The sequence below is a fragment of the Candidatus Nitrospira bockiana genome, assembly GCF_965152565.1.
The window spans coordinates 1,550,257-1,566,361 of the sequence record NZ_OZ224215.1 but is presented as its reverse complement, the minus strand read 5'-3'; the positions used below and the strand labels follow the sequence as shown (position 1 = coordinate 1,566,361).

14 protein-coding genes are annotated in these 16,105 nt (G+C 66.5%); 6 read left to right on the top strand and 8 right to left on the bottom strand.

Going from position 1 to position 16,105, the window contains the following annotated elements:
* The first annotated feature begins 8 nt into the window (after positions 1 to 8).
* From ACWHYV_RS07770 to ACWHYV_RS07760, 3 genes are read left to right on the top strand one after another with little or no spacing between them, the layout of a single operon-like run.
* Entirely contained in the window at positions 9 to 596 is a 588-nt protein-coding gene (locus ACWHYV_RS07770; RefSeq protein ID WP_447980080.1) for a c-type cytochrome, read from the top strand.
* A gap of 8 nt (positions 597 to 604) precedes the next feature.
* Positions 605 to 1,849: a hypothetical protein gene (locus tag ACWHYV_RS07765; protein WP_447980079.1), complete on the top strand. Its 1,245-nt coding sequence runs from the start codon at positions 605 to 607 to the stop codon at positions 1,847 to 1,849.
* 2 nt (positions 1,850 to 1,851) lie between these two features.
* Positions 1,852 to 3,174, top strand: a complete 1,323-nt coding sequence (locus tag ACWHYV_RS07760) for a cytochrome ubiquinol oxidase subunit I (RefSeq protein ID WP_447980078.1) — start codon at positions 1,852 to 1,854, stop codon at positions 3,172 to 3,174.
* A 4-nt stretch (positions 3,175 to 3,178) separates the two neighbouring features.
* Here the strand turns inward: ACWHYV_RS07760 and ACWHYV_RS07755 are convergent, their stop codons facing one another.
* The 4 genes from ACWHYV_RS07755 to ACWHYV_RS07740 form a co-directional block, all read right to left on the bottom strand.
* On the bottom strand, positions 3,179 to 4,591 hold the full coding sequence (locus tag ACWHYV_RS07755) for a glucose-6-phosphate dehydrogenase (RefSeq protein ID WP_447980077.1): 1,413 nt from the start codon (positions 4,589 to 4,591) through the stop codon (positions 3,179 to 3,181).
* Positions 4,588 to 5,253 (bottom strand): cyclase family protein, encoded by a 666-nt coding sequence (locus ACWHYV_RS07750; RefSeq protein ID WP_447980076.1) that lies wholly within the window; start codon positions 5,251 to 5,253, stop codon positions 4,588 to 4,590. The genes ACWHYV_RS07755 and ACWHYV_RS07750 overlap by 4 nt, the downstream gene beginning before the upstream one ends.
* Before the next feature lie 8 nt (positions 5,254 to 5,261).
* Positions 5,262 to 8,633 (bottom strand): AsmA family protein, encoded by a 3,372-nt coding sequence (locus tag ACWHYV_RS07745; RefSeq protein WP_447980075.1) that lies wholly within the window; start codon positions 8,631 to 8,633, stop codon positions 5,262 to 5,264.
* A gap of 579 nt (positions 8,634 to 9,212) precedes the next feature.
* On the bottom strand, positions 9,213 to 9,359 hold the full coding sequence (locus ACWHYV_RS07740) for a hypothetical protein (protein ID WP_447980074.1): 147 nt from the start codon (positions 9,357 to 9,359) through the stop codon (positions 9,213 to 9,215).
* Positions 9,360 to 9,565: 206 nt separating this feature from the next.
* Between ACWHYV_RS07740 and ACWHYV_RS07735 the strand changes: the two genes are divergently transcribed.
* The 3 genes from ACWHYV_RS07735 (at position 9,566) to ACWHYV_RS07725 (ending at position 11,280) form a co-directional block, all read left to right on the top strand.
* A complete protein-coding gene (locus ACWHYV_RS07735; protein WP_447980073.1) occupies positions 9,566 to 9,976 on the top strand; it encodes a DoxX family protein in 411 nt (136 codons plus the stop codon).
* 208 nt (positions 9,977 to 10,184) lie between these two features.
* Complete coding sequence (locus ACWHYV_RS07730; protein WP_447980072.1) at positions 10,185 to 10,421, top strand: hypothetical protein; 237 nt, start codon at positions 10,185 to 10,187, stop codon at positions 10,419 to 10,421.
* Between the two features lie 55 nt (positions 10,422 to 10,476).
* A complete protein-coding gene (locus ACWHYV_RS07725; RefSeq protein WP_447980071.1) occupies positions 10,477 to 11,280 on the top strand; it encodes a hypothetical protein in 804 nt (267 codons plus the stop codon).
* On the opposite strand, the gene ACWHYV_RS07720 is transcribed toward ACWHYV_RS07725, so the two are convergent.
* From ACWHYV_RS07720 to ACWHYV_RS07705, 4 genes are all read right to left on the bottom strand, one after another.
* Complete coding sequence (locus ACWHYV_RS07720; protein WP_447980070.1) at positions 11,219 to 11,959, bottom strand: methyltransferase domain-containing protein; 741 nt, start codon at positions 11,957 to 11,959, stop codon at positions 11,219 to 11,221. The genes ACWHYV_RS07725 and ACWHYV_RS07720 overlap by 62 nt on opposite strands.
* A gap of 156 nt (positions 11,960 to 12,115) precedes the next feature.
* A complete protein-coding gene (locus ACWHYV_RS07715) occupies positions 12,116 to 13,258 on the bottom strand; it encodes an AI-2E family transporter (RefSeq protein WP_447980069.1) in 1,143 nt (380 codons plus the stop codon).
* 81 nt (positions 13,259 to 13,339) lie between these two features.
* Positions 13,340 to 15,052 (bottom strand): HAD-IIB family hydrolase, encoded by a 1,713-nt coding sequence (locus ACWHYV_RS07710; RefSeq protein ID WP_447980068.1) that lies wholly within the window; start codon positions 15,050 to 15,052, stop codon positions 13,340 to 13,342.
* A gap of 309 nt (positions 15,053 to 15,361) precedes the next feature.
* Positions 15,362 to 15,994, bottom strand: a complete 633-nt coding sequence (locus tag ACWHYV_RS07705) for a superoxide dismutase (RefSeq protein ID WP_447980067.1) — start codon at positions 15,992 to 15,994, stop codon at positions 15,362 to 15,364.
* Between the last annotated feature and the right edge of the window lie 111 nt (positions 15,995 to 16,105).

Here is a 16,105-nt window from a genome sequence, read left to right as displayed (position 1 = left end):
GGGTTGCGATGTACCTCTTTGTGAGTCGCCTACTCATCACTCAGCACTCAGCACTCAGCACTCGGCATTTGCTCGGGCGTCCCCTGCTCATCACTCAGCACTCAGCACTCAGCACTTCTCTACTTAGGTTGGCTCTCCTCTTGACCGCGCTGGCGTGCACGGCCGGCTGCTCGGAGGACATGGTGGAGCAGCCGTCGTACCAGGCGCAGGAGGCGCCGCGCCGCCATTCTCCGCCCGACAGCGTCCCGCGGGGGAGCCGCAAGCTCCCGCCACCGCTCCCGGTCGGGCTCCTCCCGGCTCACGAACAGGCCGACCGTTTGTTCGCCGTCAACTGCCGGCACTGCCACGGAGCCGAGGGGCATGGGGACGGACCGGTCGCCGGGTTCCTGAAGGAGCTTCCCAAGAACCTCCATTCGGACCACGTGCAGGCGCAATCGGAGCGGGAGGTCTATGACGTCATCACGGACGGGAAAGATGTGATGCCGTCCTTCCGCGGCCTCTTGTCCACGGAGGAACGTTGGTGGCTGGCCCGCTACGTCAAATCCCTCATGCGGGAACCCTCGCGGGAACGCGAGGCCCGCGGGCACGGAGGATGAGGCCGGACATGGTGGAATCCGGTGTGCCGCTCGGACCGATTCGGTTCCCATTGCTCGGGAACAGCCTCGCGGTCGGTCTCGCCAGCCTGCTCCATATCGCAATCGCGAGCCCCGCCGTCGCATTCATGGTGCTCGCCCCCGTCGCCGAAATGCTCGGGCGTCGCCGCGCCCATTACACGGAGCTCGCCCACACGATGACCCGGTTCACCCTGGTCACCTATACGGCGAGCCTCGTCTTGGCCGTGATCATGATCGAATTGTTCATCGGGCTCTTCCCGCTCACCAATTCGTGGATCTTCAATCGATTCCGCCTGGCGATCGGCGTGGCGGTCGCCGCCTTCCTCGTCCAACTCTTCGCGCTCTATCCGTACTATCACTATTGGGAGGCCATCCGGGCGAGCCATCTCCGACTCCACGTGGCGCTCGGGATCGTCGCCGCCGCGGGCATCCTGATTTGGGTCGCGATCCTGGACGGAATCGGCTCCTACATGCTCACGCCGGGTGAGGAGGCGTGGTCGCTCATGAATCCAACCTTTCTCCCGCTCGTCGCGCACCGGTTCTTTGGCGACGTCGTCGTGGCCGGCTATTTGATGGCGGCCTACGGAGCGTGGCGACTCGCTCGCGCGGCCCCCGCCGACCGCGACTACTACACCCACATGGCGGACGTCGGCATCCGGATCGGCGCGATCGGCCTGCTCCTCCAACCCGTCACCGGTTTCGTCTACGCACAGTCGATCGAGGGCGCCGCCCCGTCGGCCTACGAGCAGGTCGTCCGAGGCCCGTTCCAGCCGCTCGTCTACGTGCAATTCACGCTCATCGCAGTGTTGTTCCTGGGAACGGTCGCCTGGTTGACGTTCAGCCGGGGGCAGGCCTTTGGACGGGTCCACGCGGCGCTCGTGCCGGTCGCCCTCTTGATGGTCGCCTCGGTCGGCCATCCCTGGCTCCGGCGAGCATGGACTGTGGCCTTGCTGGTGGTCACGGGGTGGGTGCTTTGGAAGCAGGCCACGAGCGGAGCTTCCGAGTGCCGCGTCCGCCGCGCGAGCTCGCGGTGGCTGGCCGTCGGGCTCTCCCTCTGCGCGCTGCTGACCTACCTGACCATGGGCACCATCCGGGAGACCGCGCGTCATCCCGATACGATCCGAGGCGTGATCTCGCTTCAGGACGAGGCGGAAACCCCGGCCGCCTTCCGCCAGGGCAAGGGCTCCGTCACTCAGCACTCAGCACTCAGCACTCAGCACTCGACTGATCCATAGCCATGGATCTCGAACCGCTCCAAACGTCCTTGCTGACCGGCCGGGTCGCCATCGCCACCGCCGCGCTCACGCACGGCCTGTGTGCGACGTTCATCGTCGGAAGCGCCCTGATTGGGGCCGCCACCGCGACCGTCGCTCATTTGGGCCGCCAGGAACGGTTTCGTCGACTCGCGCATCTCATCGCCTTCTCCCTCGTCATTTCCACCGCCACGATCTCGTTCCTGGGCGTGGTGCTCGTCTTCTGCCTGAACATTTTCTGGCCGCGCTTCTGGCACACGATCTTTCGCATCATGTTCTGGCCGTTCCTGCTCGAAGCCGGCCTGTTCTTGGGGGAAGCCGTCTTCGCCTACTCCTGGTACTACCTCTGGGCCTGGTCGGGCGCCTCGATCGTCCGCCGCCGATGGCACCTGACCTTTGCATGGCTTGCCGCGATCTGCGCCGTCGCCGCGATGTTCATGATCGACATCGTCGCTTCGTACATGCTGACGCCCTATCCCGCGGGGGAGGCGTGGGGCAACATCCTGAACCCGACCATGCTGCATCTCGACCTGCACCGCTGGTTCGGGAACCTCACCTGGGCCGGCTTTGCCCTGGCCTCGATCTGCGCGATCGGATCCTGGCTCGCCCGCTCCGAGGAGGATCGCCGCTTCTATGCCTGGGGGGGCGGATTCTGTCTCCTGATCGGATTCGGCGCCCTGGTCGTGATGCCGATCATCGGCTATCAGTATTTGTTGCATGTGCGCTATGGGCAGCCGCAAGCCTTTCACACGCTCATGCTCGGCGAACGATCCTGGCTGTTCGATTTCGTCGGGCTCTTCTACGGCGTGCTCGTCGTCGCGGGATCCATCTCCATCTGGAGGATCGTGAAGACCTCGGCCCCTCCCGGATCGTCCGCGAGAACGTTCGTGCCGGCGTCCCTCGTGCTGTTGGCGCTGGCCGCCGTACTGCTCGCCTTGCCCTACCATCTCCGGCACGTGCCCGGGATGGACCTGCTGACCGACCGGAGCATCATCCCGCTGGGGAAGATGCAGCCCTACAAGTACATGGCGCTCGCGCTCCTCGTCGTGCTCGGCTTCGGGAACTGGCTGTACGGGGTGCGCTGGTTTCGGTGGCGTCCGGCCGTCGCGGGGACCGCGGCCAGCCCGTCCGTCCTGCTCCTCCTGGGGGTGGTCTCGATGCTGATCATGCTGAACATGGGGTGGGTGCGGGAGACGGCGCGGGCGGCGAACGGTTACCTGATCTTTGGAGAGTTCCGGCTGACTGACGAGCTGCCGACGTATGGCGGCGCGGAGCACGAGCGGGCCACCGCCTCGTCCGCCCCCTGACGCGTCACGGCGCTCGGACCTCCCATTCGGCCGGCTCGCGGATCTCTTCGATGCGCGGTGCCGGCCCGTTCGAGCCCGCCGGGTACTCCTGGACGGGGATCTCCCCCATACGCCACGCCGAGAGGATCGGTTCGACGATCCGCCACGACTCCTCGATCTCGTCGTCGCGGATCGAGAGAATGGGAGTGCCTTCGAAGATGTCCAGGAGGAGACGACCGTAGGCCGGGAGATCTTGATCTGCGAGATCGAGCGCCAGCCGCGCGGCGTCGAGCGCGAAGGGGTCGCCGGGGCCGTTGATGTTGACGTCGAGCGAGAGTCGATCGGGCTTGAGCTGAAGTCGCAGCACGTTCTGCATCGGTTCGCGCGGCTCGCAGAAGGCCAGATGCGGAACGGGCTTGAACGTGATCGCGATCTCCTGCCGATCTTCGCCCAGCGCCTTGCCGGTCCGCAGGCGACACGGCACCCCGGCCCATCGCCAATTGTCGATGAAGACCGTGACCTCCGCATACGTCTCGGTCCCGCGCCGTCCGTCCACGCCGGGCTCGTCGACGTAGCTCGGCACATCCAGCCCCCGGATGCGCCCGGCCGTGTAGCGCGCCCGTCGGGTGTGGCGGCGGACTTCGTCCGGTGTGAAGCGCCGAACCGCGCGCAACGCCTCGACCTTCCGGTCGCGAAGGTCGCGCTCGGTGAGCAACTGGGGCGGCTCCATCGCGACCAGCGCGAGCAGTTGGAGCAAATGGTTCTGGATCATGTCACGGAGCGCCCCGGCCGTGTCGTAGTAGCCCGCACGGCCCTCCAGCGCGACGGTCTCGTCCCACCGGATGTCGATCCGCTCGACGTGCTGAGTATTCCACAGCGGTTCGAACACCCGGTTGGCAAACCGCAGGCCCACCACGTTCTGGACCGTCTGCTTGTGCAGGAAGTGATCGATGCGGTAGACCGTCTGCTCGGCGAACGCCTGATGGAGCAGGCGATTGAGGCGTTGGGCCGACGCCAGATCCTCGCCGAACGGCTTCTCGACCACCAGCCGGCTTCCCGGACGCAGCCCGACGGCCACGAGCGATTCGATGGCCGGCGCGAAGAACCGCGGGGGCAGCGCGAGATACACCACGACCGGCTCATCGAGGCCCGCCAGCGCCGTCCGGACCTCCTCGGGTTTCGTGATGTCCCCCCGCCGATAGCGCAGCATCTTCACCACCTCGTCCCGAGCGACCGCGTCCCCGGCCGGCCAGTGCCGGGCGAGACGTTCCGCGATGTGGCGGCGGAATCGGTCATCGTCCCACGGATCCCGGGCCACGCCGCGCACGACGAACCCCTCGGGGAGCTTGCCCGCCACCGCCAGGGCGGCGACGGCCGGCAACAGATAGCGGGAAGTGAGGTCCCCGGAGGCGCCGAAGATGACGAGGTGCCGGATCATCGCGTGGTGAGCTCGCTCGATTCGCGGCGCCGCAACACCGCACGCGCCGGCGCGCCGTCGCTGGCGGCGACCTTCAGGGGAAGACAAATGAGATCGTACGGCCCGGGCTCCACCGCCGAGAGGTCCAGTCCTTCGATGATCCAGACCCCCGCGCCCAGCAGGACCCGGTGCACTTCGGGCCCGTTCTTCTGAAAGCCGCCGACCGAGAGGTAGTCGACCCCGACCGTGCGCACGCCCTGCTCGATCAGCCAGCGCGCCGCCTCGGTGGACAGGTAGACGAAATCGGGGAAGAAGTCCTGGTCCGGCCAGCGCCGGTGGGAGTTCCGCGTCTTGAACAGGACGCGACCACGCGGCTCCACACGCTGCTCGCGCAGCTCCTGTACGGTGATCACCGTGGGGTCCCGGATCTCCACGACCTGCGCGGGTCCGATCGTGGCGTCCAAAGGCAGCTCGTCCAGCCCTTTCCCGGACTTGATGAAATGGAGGGGGGCATCCATGTGGGTCCCCGTATGGGCCCCGATCGTCAGCGTCGACACCGTCGCCTCGTCGCCGCGGTCCAAGTCCTGGATGCGCTCGATCCGGACCGGATCATTGTCCGGCCAATGCGGCAGCCCGTTCCGTAGGACCACGCTGACGTCGATCCATCCCTGTGAACGCGTCATGGCCTCCCTCACTGAGTGCGCGGCGGAACCGGACGCGTCCTCGATCCCCGGGGCTCGCCGGGCGCTTCCCCGTCCTCGAACAAGGACACGACCTCCTTCGGCAGCGTGACGGCGTTGCGCAGGAGATCGAAGGCGAGCAGCGGCAGCCCGCCCAACCCTCTGGCCAACGATTCGATCGGCAGGTATTCCACGGTGGGATGGCGAAGCGGTCCGCCGACCTCGAACATCGCGGTCACCAGCCCACTTCGATCCCCGGCAAAGAGCGTTCCGAACAGGGGCACTCGTTTCACCAGATTCGAGTAGGAGCCGAACGGGCTCGCCGCGAAGACGGCGTCCCAGCGATCGCGGACCAGGTCGTACGTCCCGGCGGCCGTGATCCTGAGGATCGGGCTTTCGAGCACGAGCTGCTTCAATCTCACCATGCCGTCGACCGCCTGCAGCTCGGACACGAGGCGGTCGTACCGCATCCCCCTCCGAGTCAGATCGACCTCGCCTTGGAGCAGCGACGGCAGGTTCAGCAGCTTGAGGATGGACGCGACGACGGGCATGTTGTGGATCCGGCCGTCTTCCACAATGACGTAGACGACACCAGGGCTCTCGAGACTCGACGGGACGACGCCGTTCGGCCCGATCTCCAGGCTGACCGTCCCGTTGAGCGTCAGCCATCCCGTCAGAGGCGCCTCCTCTTCACCGGACACGGTGAACAGGCGCTCGATCGGGATTCCGGTCAACCGGACCGAGGTCGAGAGTCGCCGCGATCCGCCCGACAGGTCCAGCGAGAGGCGGCCGGCCAGATGGCCGGCGTCGGTGTCGGCGCTCAGCGCCTCCACCGCCAGGATCCCATCGGCGAGGACGAGCCGACACGACAGCGAGCTCAAGAGGAACCGCTCGTAGTAGGCGTGGTCGATCAGGACGATGGTCGTCACGTCGGCGGAGGCGAGCCAATCGGGCACCCAGGCCTGCCGCTGCTCGCGCCCCTTCGAGGGCTCGTCCCCGGCGCGCCAGGCGGAGACCAGGGTGCCGAAGTCGAAGGCCGAGGCTTCCACCACCAGCTCGCCTCGCGGCGCCTTCAGCCAGTTCTCCAGCGTGCCGGCCACGCGGACGCCGTTCACCCCGATCGTCCCCGTCAGATGATCGATCACCAGGCGATCCCGCTCAATGTGAACCTCGGCATCGAGGTCCCGACTGGAAATGGGAATCCGATCGGCCTCGATATGGGCATCCTGCACGCGGAGCCAGCCCTTGAGCCGCCAGTCCTGCCAGCGGCAGCCGCGGCCCGCCGCACGGGCCACCCCATTCACGAGACCACCTTTCCACGCCGGCATGCTCACGGTCTCGGCCATCGCGGGGATGCTGAAACCGGGCATGACCAACTCGGCCTCGAACGTACAGGGATGGTCGCGATCGATCACGGCGTGCCCGGCCACCTCGTTCGAGGCAAACGTGGCCAGAAACCGGTCGACGACGACCTCCGAGGAGGACAGATAGCCCGCGAAAGAGAGGCCGGCCGGACGCCCGCGGTGTTTCAGCAGCACCCGCGGCAGATTCATGCCCAGGCCGGTGAGGTCGAGCGTGCCCTGGAAACGCGGCTGCTGAACGGGCCCGGACAGGGACACCGACAGCCGAGCCGTGCCGTCGAGGTCGAGGTCAGCGGGAGCGGCGTCGTGGCGGACCAGCCAGGCGGCCAGCGCGGCTCCGCTCGCATCGGCGTTCACGGTCAGCGTGCCCACCCATGCGGCTTGCCCCGTCCCCTCCTGGACGAGGGCGATCTCGCCGGATGCCGACAGGTCGACGTCTTCGAGACGGCCCTTCACCGCCTCGATCGCCACGGTCCCCGGCGAATAGGAGATCCGCCCAGACAGATTCGTCAACGGAGCCTCGAGCGCGCCGGAGACCAGATGCACATCGTTGAAGATGACCTCGGCCTCGTCGAGCCCCACGTCCCGGCCGGCGTCGCGCCGCCGGAAGTGGAGGGACACCCGGATCGGCCCGCCCGCCTCGTCGATGGTGTCGAGCCAGCGCGCCTGGCCTCCGAGGGTCCCTTCGGATCGAAGCAGGGAGACCATCGCGCCGGCGTCCGCGTCCCCCTTCAGCACGAGATCGAAGACCGGCGGCTCCGATCGATAATCCCATCGCATCCATCCGTCCGTAATGTCCACCGGCCCATATCGACCGCGGAGGTCTCTCACGCGAATCTGACCGGGGTCGAACAGGACGACACCCGAGAGCTGAGTCACGTCCGGACCATGCGGACGGATCGCAAGGCGACCGCTGGACACGCTGAGCCGACCGATGACCGTGGGCGCCTCCGCCGTGCCCAGGCTTCCGGCCACCAGCATGGACGCCACCTCCACCGTCGCCTCGGGTTGATGCGCCGTGATGACGGGGGCGAGGTCGGGAGCGAGACGCCGGAGCGCGAGATGGTGCACCAACGGCTTCATGTCCACCCGAGGGGAAGCGAACGCGATGAAGAATTGCGGTGGATCGCTGTCCAGATTCACCACGCCCTGCCCCTGGAGAGACACGGCGTCCCCTGAGATCGTCCACCGTGGAAGGTGAAGCACGAGGTGACCCGGCTCGGAGCGCACCGCGACCTGGGCCGTGACCTCGGCCGGCCACGGCACCTCGGGGTCGACCGGCCATTCCAGCAGCGTCGCGAGGTCGCTCACGTCGATCCGTCCCAGATGAATCGATGCCTCCGCCAGCACTTCGCTCCGTGATGCATCGGCCCGTGATGCATCGGCCTCCGCGGGCGCCAGGACGGAGGCCGTCAGTCGGAGGCTTCCCGGCCCCGACCGGTTCTGCACCGAGCCGGTGCCGGTCAGGCTGATCATGCGCCGCGCCGGGTCCCGGGTCATCTGAAGGGCGAGGTCCGTCACCTCGAGGCCCGCGGGCATACCACCGTTCGTCTGGTCCACGACCGTGAGACGGGTCTCGGTCATCGAGAGGCTCGCGGGCAGGGCGGCCGCGACGAGCGAGAGGTCGCGCGGCGCCTCCGCGGTCCCATGGCCGCCGCCGCTGATATTCCATACTCCCGAAGGGTTGCGCCGGAGCAGCAACTGGGCTCCGGTGATGCGGACGGACCGCATGAGCGGCCGACGACCCAAAAACCCGAGCGGCTCGAGGTCAAAGACGATGCGCCGAGCCGAGAGAAGCGGGGAGGTCCCTTCCGGGGCTCTCACGTCCACGTCGGCCAACGTGAACCGGGGCCGTGGAAACCAGAAGAGCTGCATCGCCTTCGCTTCGATGTCGTAGCCGAGGAAGGATTCCGCTTCCGTGAGCAGGACGCTGCTGACCGAGTCGAGCCGTAGCAAGGCGGGCAGGAAGAGCAGCACCACGAACACGGAGACGATGCCGCCCAGCAGAAGGCGAACGAACATATTCCACTCTTCCCGCCGGTCCCTCGTTGGAGGGACGGCGGCCGCCCCGCCTGAGAGCGATCCGTGAGCTCGGATGAAAGCCGGCGAGAGACGATCGTTCGTACGGGAACGGTCTATCTTTTCTTATACCCGAGTCAGGCCGGACTAGGTAGAAGGAGAACCCTTACACGGCGCCGAAGCCACGGACGACAGCCCTGGCCGCCGACCCCAGGCAGGACCCAACGGGTCCTCGGAAAACGGGTCCTCGGACGCCGATGAAGGCGTCTCCACCCTCGTGGTCGCTTCGTAAGGCGAGCGCCGAACGGTCAGGGCCGTGTCATGACGGCATGCGCGCCTCTTCCTGCCTGATCGACACCCTGGGCCTCGCCCTTCAGACTAGGGGCAGAAGGCGAGCGGAAAGACCGATGCAAGGGATCCAAGACTCGAGAGGAACACTCAGGAGCCGTCGACCGAATCGCCGTCGAAGCTCATCCCTTCAGACGTCCAGAGGATATGGATCTCTGGCACGCCCTGTCCCGCTCCGTTTCCCTGTTCCATCTGCTCCCTCCTCGCGCGGCCGGCCGCGCAGGCCTATTCGACTCAGCAGATACGCGGCAGTTGCTCGCCGACCAGGAGATCGAGGATCCGGCTTCCGCCAATCGCCGTGTGCAGGACGACGGTCTCGGGATGCCGGGCCACCACCTCGCCGATGATGGCGCTACGGGCTCCCAGCGGATGCGAACGCATGCAGCTCAGGGCCCGCTCCGCATCGGCCGGCGCGGGCTGCGCGAGAGATGCCGCCGAGATTGGCACCGGGGCGGACCGAGTTCTATAGGGGGCACCCGCGTCCGATCGTCGTCGACCTGGATGTTCGCCGTCGGCGCTGCCGGAACAGCGGCGACCCCGTCGCGTCAACGTCCACGAGAGCTGGCAAGCTGATGTAGACTACCGGTATGGAACCCTATCGTGAGCCGGCCTATGCGCTGCTTCGTATGGTGACCGGCTTTCTCTTCTTGTGGCACGGCACGCAAAAGTTATTTGAATTTCCCGCTCCGCCGCCTCCGTATTCTCCGTTCGTCATCTCTGTGGCCGGCACGATCAATCTGGCGGGCGGAAGTCTCGTCATGATCGGCCTGTGCACGAGCTGGGCGGCATTCGTCTGCAGCGGGTTGATGGCCGTCGCCTATTGGATGGTCTTCGGCTGGCGCGCGCTTCTCCCCATCGTCAATGGCGGGGAGCTCGATGTGCTGTACTGCTTCGTGTTTCTCTACATCGCGGCCAAGGGAGGCGGGATCTGGAGCCTCGAGGCTCTCTTGGCCCGCGTCCCCTCGGCCTCACGTTGGGGACGCAGCCCGTCCCCTTAACGTGGCTCCGCTTTCGTGCCGTTGATGCTGATCTTCAGGGGCCTGACGTAAAGGGCCGTCGCGTAGGTGCCGCGCCTGTATGGCTCTTCCATTCACTCGGCAGGAGTTTCGAGACGATCGCGGACTGTTTCATCGAAGCGAGTATGGCTACTCCTCATCATCAGCGACGGGTTGAACCGCCCCGGAGAACGTTGGAGGAGAAGCACCGATGGCACTGGTCAAGCACCTCGAAGAAGCCGCCGAGAGCCTGGAACGGGCGCGGGCGCGAATGGAACGGGCGAAAGCCGCGCCCCGGTCGCTGGAAAGCCTGCAGGAACGGGTCGACGCGCTGACCGATTACGTCGGCGCGCTCTCGGATCTCCACGATCTGACCATCGAAGCGATCGAAGAAAAGCTCGAAGATCTCATGGCTCGGCAGCGCCAGGCAGGATCGACGCCCGGCTAGCGTGCTAAGCTGGGGTCGGGATCCACGGCTCGTGTCGGAGGAGAGCAGCTCATCCATGTGGCGGCGTGAGAAGACGATGCCCCTGTCCGGCGCCCCGCTCTCCGAGGCACGACGACCGTCCGGCGCCCCGCTGGACGGATCCGACCGGACGGCCGAATGGTACGTCCCCTCCTTCGGCCCCCTGATGTTCCGGCGGCTCGTGGGCATGCTCTTCCTGCCCTACACCGGGATGGTGCTGTCCTTTACGGTCATCGGGGCGATGATGGCCGAGCGGGTCTGGTGGGATCGCGTGGGCGCGATCGGCGCGATCTATTTCCTTGCACTCGGCATCGGCGCCCACGCGCTCGACGCGGTCGGCAGCAAGGGGCGCAAGCCCTGGGGCCCCGTGCTCGCCCCACCCGTCCTCTGGCTCATCGCGCTCACCTCGGTCGCCGCCGCGTACGTCATCGCCGCCTACTACGTCGTGCAGGCGGCTCCCTGGCTCTCGCTGATCGCCCTGACCGAGGGATTCTTCCTCTTCGCCTACAACCTGGAATGGTTCGACGGCCGGTTTCATACGGACGCCTGGTTTGCCGTGTCGTGGGGCGCGCTGCCGGTCCTGGCCGGTTACGTGATCCAGACGAACGCCGTCTCGCTTTCCGCGATCGTCATGGCGGCCGCGATGGGGCTGCTCAGTCTCGTGGAGATTACGGCCTCGCGCCCGTATAAGGAGCTGAGACGGGAGCCGCACGGAGGTCAGTCCGCGCGGGAAGCCGCTCGACCGTTCGAGGCGATCCTCAAGTCCATCAGCCTCGGGGTCATCCTGCTGGCACTCGGTCTTCTCCTGCTGCGGTGGACCGAGCCGGTTTCCTCGCGGTGACGATCGCCGAGCCGTAGGCGGTGAGATACTCCAACTCGACGGCCTGGAATCCGTTCACCCGGAGCCCCTCCATCAGCTCGGGGACCCATCGGGTTTGCTCGATCAGGCGCGGGAGCCCGAAAAAGATCTCCCGCCACCTCGGAAGCCACGGGGCGGCGAGGCGCTGGAGCATCCAGAAGTAGCCACGCCAGACGGCGACCAAGACGGGGTTGGGCGGGAACGTGAAGTCGTGCATGAGGATAACCCCGCCGGGCTCGAGCATGGCTGCGGCGTTCTCGGTCAGGATCGTGAGATCGGCATACTTCGCTAAATAGGAGGAGACGATGCCGTCAAACCTCTCTTCGGCCCGGTAGTCTTCGGCCCGGCTCTGGATCAGCTCGACGTTCCGGATGCCGAGCCGCCGGACCTTCCCCCTGGCGATCTCGAGATACTCGTCACGAAGATCGACGCCGACCACATGACCGCGGGGATACCGCCGGGCAAGCGCCAGGGTCAGAATGCCCGTCCCGCAGGCCAGATCGAGGATCCGTCGCGGATCGGGCGGCAGGCGGTCGACGATCCGCCGCTTCCAGCGGTCGTCGATCCCAAAGGTGGCCGCGTGGACCACGCGGTCGTACGTGAGGCCCGTTCCCGCAAAGAACCGCTCGACGAGTTGGAGTCGCGGGTCCAGCCCTGTCATCCACTCCTCCGGCTCTTCTGTCGCCCGACAAGCGCCCACCTGCTCGGCGGCGCATCCAGCGATTTGACGACTCTTCTTCACGGCGCAGATCGGAGCAGGCCGGACCAATGACGCCAGTCTCAGGTCCTTGCCGGCCCCACCCCGGGCCGGGCTCGATCAGTGCCGTGCCGCCCACGCTTCGAACCGGGGCAGGATGAGGTCCTGCAGGAGGATCTTGAGACAGGCGGCGACCGGGATCGAGAGCAAGAGGCCCAAGAAGCCGCCGACCGCGCCCCCGATCAGCACGACGATGAGGACGGTCACGGCGCTCATGTCGACCGACCGGCCCTGGATCCAAGGGGTGAGCCACCAGCTTTCGAGGAACTGGACGATCAGATAGGGCACGCTGGGCCACACGACCACCGCGAGCCAGCTCACGGCGCCGTCCGACGTGGTCGCATCGAGGTACTTCAAGAGGATCGCCAGCGGCCATCCGATGACCGAGACGTATGGGATGATGCTGAGCACCCCCGTGCCGAATCCCAAGAGAAACGCGTACGGGACGCCGGTCAACAGCCAGCCCACGGCATACATGAGGCCCGTGACCGCGGCGATCAGGAGCCGTCCGAGGAAAAACCCGGTGACGGCCCGGTCCATCTTCCTGATGATCTCGAACGTCTCGTCCCGTCGACTCGCCGGGATCAAGCGCCCGATCTGTCCCGCCATGGCGTCAAAGTACCAGGCGAAGAAAAAGAAATAGAACGGGATCAAGAACAGGAGCATCGCCACGTAGCTCGTCGTGCCGATCACCTGCCCGATGACTCCGAGGGCCTGCCCCGTCCCGGCGAACAAGGGCTGCAGCGTGCCGAGCGGATCCTCCTGCAGGCTTGCCATCCAGGTGGAAACCTGGTCCGGCAAGGTCCCCAGCTCCACGCCATAGTACGAGGTGAGCCGCTCCATGTACTCGGGGATGCGGCGGGCGAGCGCCTGGGCCTGCTGCAGCAGCAGCGGGCCGAGCCAGGCGCCGAACCCCGTGACCGCGAGCGCCAGCACGGCGAGGAGCAGGCCGGCACCCAGCGCCCGCGGCCATCCCCATTGGATCTTGAGGAGCGTGATCAACGGATTGGACAGATAGGCGAGCAGGAGGCTGAAGAAGATCGGCGCGAAGACGCCGCGCAGCTCGTAGACCAAGACGAGCCCGGCGACGACCAGGGCCACCCAGACGACGTCGCGCACGGGCACGATCTGCCAGAGATGACGATCCGCGGCCGGCCGGGACGCGGCGGGCGGCAGGCCCTTCCGCCCGGGTTTCCCGATCATGCTGGGCGCATCATCCGGCACGGTCCTCTCGGTCGCCAGCGTCCGCGGTCGCCGTGGGTCGCGTTGAAGCGGCGCTCGCGGTCATGCGGGAATCGTGTAGTGCCGCTCGATCACCGCCCGCAAACGGCGGCGGCTTTCGGCGGGCGACAGGGTACGATCCAATTCGATCTGCCGGGCTTCCTGGGCCAGCGTGTCGTCCTTGATCGCTTCACGAAACCACACCGAGTAGTCTCCGCGTCGAAGATGATGCAGCCAGGTGGCGTCGTCCACGCCGTCGGCGATCTGCATGAACAAGACGAGGTTCTGAGCCCGGAGATTCAACCGGCCGTCCGGCCCGCGGAAATAGAAGCTCCGGTCGGTCGGCAGCTCCCCCTCGGCATACTTGCGCTGGTGCCGGCGGCGGTCCAGCTTGCTCGGCGCGATCGTGAGCCGGAAGGGCCGTTCCGACCACGGCCGCCCGATCACCAGCGCCTGCCTCGGGTCCAACTCCACGGTCCCGGTCGGCTCGATCGCCCGGCCGATGGCCTGCCCGAACAACGACAACGTCTTGTCCGGCGCCTCTCCCATGGCGAGGACCAGATCCACGTCCTTCAGGACCGACTCGGCCACCTGGTCGGGGTGGACGGTGATGAAGATCATGCCGGACAGGGTGGTGGACAGGGTCAAGGACGCCGGGTCCCAGCCGGACGGCAGGAGGTGATGCGTCTCGTCGACGAGGATCCAGTGGGGCCGGCCCGTTTTCGCCCGCAGCTCCTGCAGCCGCGGCAGGAGCCCGACGAAAAACGCCGGCCGGTCCTGAAGCGGCAGGCCGAGAAGGTTGACGACCCCGTTGGCCTCCGGGTTGTCCAGGAGCTGGATGATCTCCGCCACGGTGGGGGCCCGTTCGCTGGTGCCGAGCGCGACGGCGCCGTCGAAGGCTTCGTAATCGCCCTCCGGATCGATGATGCAAAATTGGTAACCGCGTTCGCCCAGGCGCTCGAGGATTCCCGTCGCGAGCGTGGACTTGCCGCTCCCCGAGGAGCCCGCGATGAGCAGGTTGGCGCCGTAGGGGCTGATCCTGACCTCTTGGCCGTCCTCCCGGGTGCCGAGCAGGATCCGATGCCGCACGAGCTTCGGCTCGCAGTGCTCCAGATCGTGCTCGAGCAAGGCCTCGATCAATTCCTGCACGCCGGCGCCATGATCCTTCTCCGTGATCCAATCCGCCGTCTCCTTCAGCATCGGCACCGCGTTGGCCACGGCGACGCCGCACTCGCACAAGCTGAGGAGGGCGTGATCGTTCTCCGCATCCCCGACGGCGACCACGTTGTGCGGCGAGAGCCCGATCTCCTTCAGGGCCGCCATCAACCCGCTCGCCTTGTTCACGCCCGCCGGCAGCACCATGACGGCGCCCTTGTTGAAGATCACCTGCAGCTCCAGCCCCAGATCGCGGATCACCTCGAGCACGGTCGTCTCGTGCGGGTGCACGGTCGCCACGATCGAGCGGCCGACCGACAGGGGGGCCACGCCGCGCTGCTTCAGCTCCGTCACGAAGACGTCGGGCGGAGCCTGGCCCAGCGTGACGCGCTCCCGCGTCGCCGGGCGATAGAGGAGCGCCCCGTTCTCCGCCACCACCCGCTCGAACAGATCGATCGCCGGGAAGATGGACAGCAATTCGTCGAGCTCGCGGCCGGTCACCAGGAGGAGCTTGCGACCGGAGGCCTGCAACTGCGCGAGCGCGTCGACGGTGTCGGCGCCCACCACCCCTCGGCTGGCGAGCGTCCCGTCGTAATCCGCGGCAAGTGCAAGGTAGCGCATACGAGTGCTGAGTGCTGAGTGCTGAGTGCTGAGTGCTGAGTGCTGAGTGCTGAGTGCTGAGTGCTGAGTTAATAAAGTGTAACTGATGTCCCCGTCACGATCATCTCACCGTATCATTCCCCGCATGGAGAAATCTTCTGTCCCTTCGTTACTCAGCGCTCAGCACTCAGCGTTCAGCGCTCCTTCCGTCTCCCCCACTCAGCACTCAGCACTATTTCTTCATCCCTTTTCAACATTCCGGTCGTCTGTCTCCCCGCTCAGCATTACTTCCGTCTCGCCAACTCAGCACTCAGCACTCAGCACTGTTTCTCATCCCGCCCGCGCGTACGCGGGCTGGGCCGAGAGACGCGCGTCGACGGCCTGCCAGTTGACGTTCGAGAAGAAGGCCTGAATGTAATCGGCACGCTCCGAGGGCGCGTAGTCGAGCAGATAGGCATGCTCCCACGCGTCCATCACCAAGACCGGGATGAACCCGGCGACGTTTCCGATCTCGTGCAGCGTGATCCAGTGGTTGGACAGGCGGCCGTTGGCGGGATTCGCATAGCACATGGCCCACCCGACCCCGCGTATCTTGCCGACCCCCGCAAAATCGGTTTTCCAGACGTCGTAGCTCCCGAAGCTGTCCTCGACCGCGCGGAGGAAGGCCGAGTCCCGTTTGGGGTCGCCCGACCCACCCCGCGTCAGGTTCTCGAAATAGTATTCGTGCAGCACCATGCCGTTGTACTCGAAGCCGAGGCGTCGCGTCAGCTCCGAATAGGCCGGCATCTCCTCCTGGTCCACCTTGCCGTCCTTGAGGAACTCGCGGATGTGCGCCGTCAGGGTATTCGTCGCGGCCACGTAGCCCTCGTACAGCTTCAGGTGCATGTCGATCGTCCGGTCCGAGATCCCATGAAGACCGTGGAGGTCGAAGGATTTGGCAGTGTAATGCGGCATTTGTTTCATCGGCAACTCCCTTCACATCGAGACCCCGTGCACACCCCATCTCGTCCATTCTGTGAGAAGGATCGACGATCGACCATCGGCTCACTACGTCGAATCCTGCCCGTCTTTCAC

Coding starts and splice junctions, on each gene's coding strand:
- ACWHYV_RS07720 (WP_447980070.1), bottom strand. CDS start 11,959: ATGACAGGGCTGGACCCGCGACTCCAACTCGTCGAGCGGTTCTTTGCG.
- ACWHYV_RS07755 (WP_447980077.1), bottom strand. CDS start 4,591: ATGATCCGGCACCTCGTCATCTTCGGCGCCTCCGGGGACCTCACTTCC.
- ACWHYV_RS07730 (WP_447980072.1), top strand. CDS start 10,185: ATGGCACTGGTCAAGCACCTCGAAGAAGCCGCCGAGAGCCTGGAACGG.
- ACWHYV_RS07710 (WP_447980068.1), bottom strand. CDS start 15,052: ATGCGCTACCTTGCACTTGCCGCGGATTACGACGGGACGCTCGCCAGC.
- ACWHYV_RS07705 (WP_447980067.1), bottom strand. CDS start 15,994: ATGAAACAAATGCCGCATTACACTGCCAAATCCTTCGACCTCCACGGT.
- ACWHYV_RS07745 (WP_447980075.1), bottom strand. CDS start 8,633: ATGTTCGTTCGCCTTCTGCTGGGCGGCATCGTCTCCGTGTTCGTGGTG.
- ACWHYV_RS07760 (WP_447980078.1), top strand. CDS start 1,852: ATGGATCTCGAACCGCTCCAAACGTCCTTGCTGACCGGCCGGGTCGCC.
- ACWHYV_RS07725 (WP_447980071.1), top strand. CDS start 10,477: ATGTGGCGGCGTGAGAAGACGATGCCCCTGTCCGGCGCCCCGCTCTCC.
- ACWHYV_RS07765 (WP_447980079.1), top strand. CDS start 605: ATGGTGGAATCCGGTGTGCCGCTCGGACCGATTCGGTTCCCATTGCTC.
- ACWHYV_RS07740 (WP_447980074.1), bottom strand. CDS start 9,359: ATGCGTTCGCATCCGCTGGGAGCCCGTAGCGCCATCATCGGCGAGGTG.
- ACWHYV_RS07715 (WP_447980069.1), bottom strand. CDS start 13,258: ATGATCGGGAAACCCGGGCGGAAGGGCCTGCCGCCCGCCGCGTCCCGG.
- ACWHYV_RS07750 (WP_447980076.1), bottom strand. CDS start 5,253: ATGACGCGTTCACAGGGATGGATCGACGTCAGCGTGGTCCTACGGAAC.
- ACWHYV_RS07770 (WP_447980080.1), top strand. CDS start 9: ATGTACCTCTTTGTGAGTCGCCTACTCATCACTCAGCACTCAGCACTC.
- ACWHYV_RS07735 (WP_447980073.1), top strand. CDS start 9,566: ATGGAACCCTATCGTGAGCCGGCCTATGCGCTGCTTCGTATGGTGACC.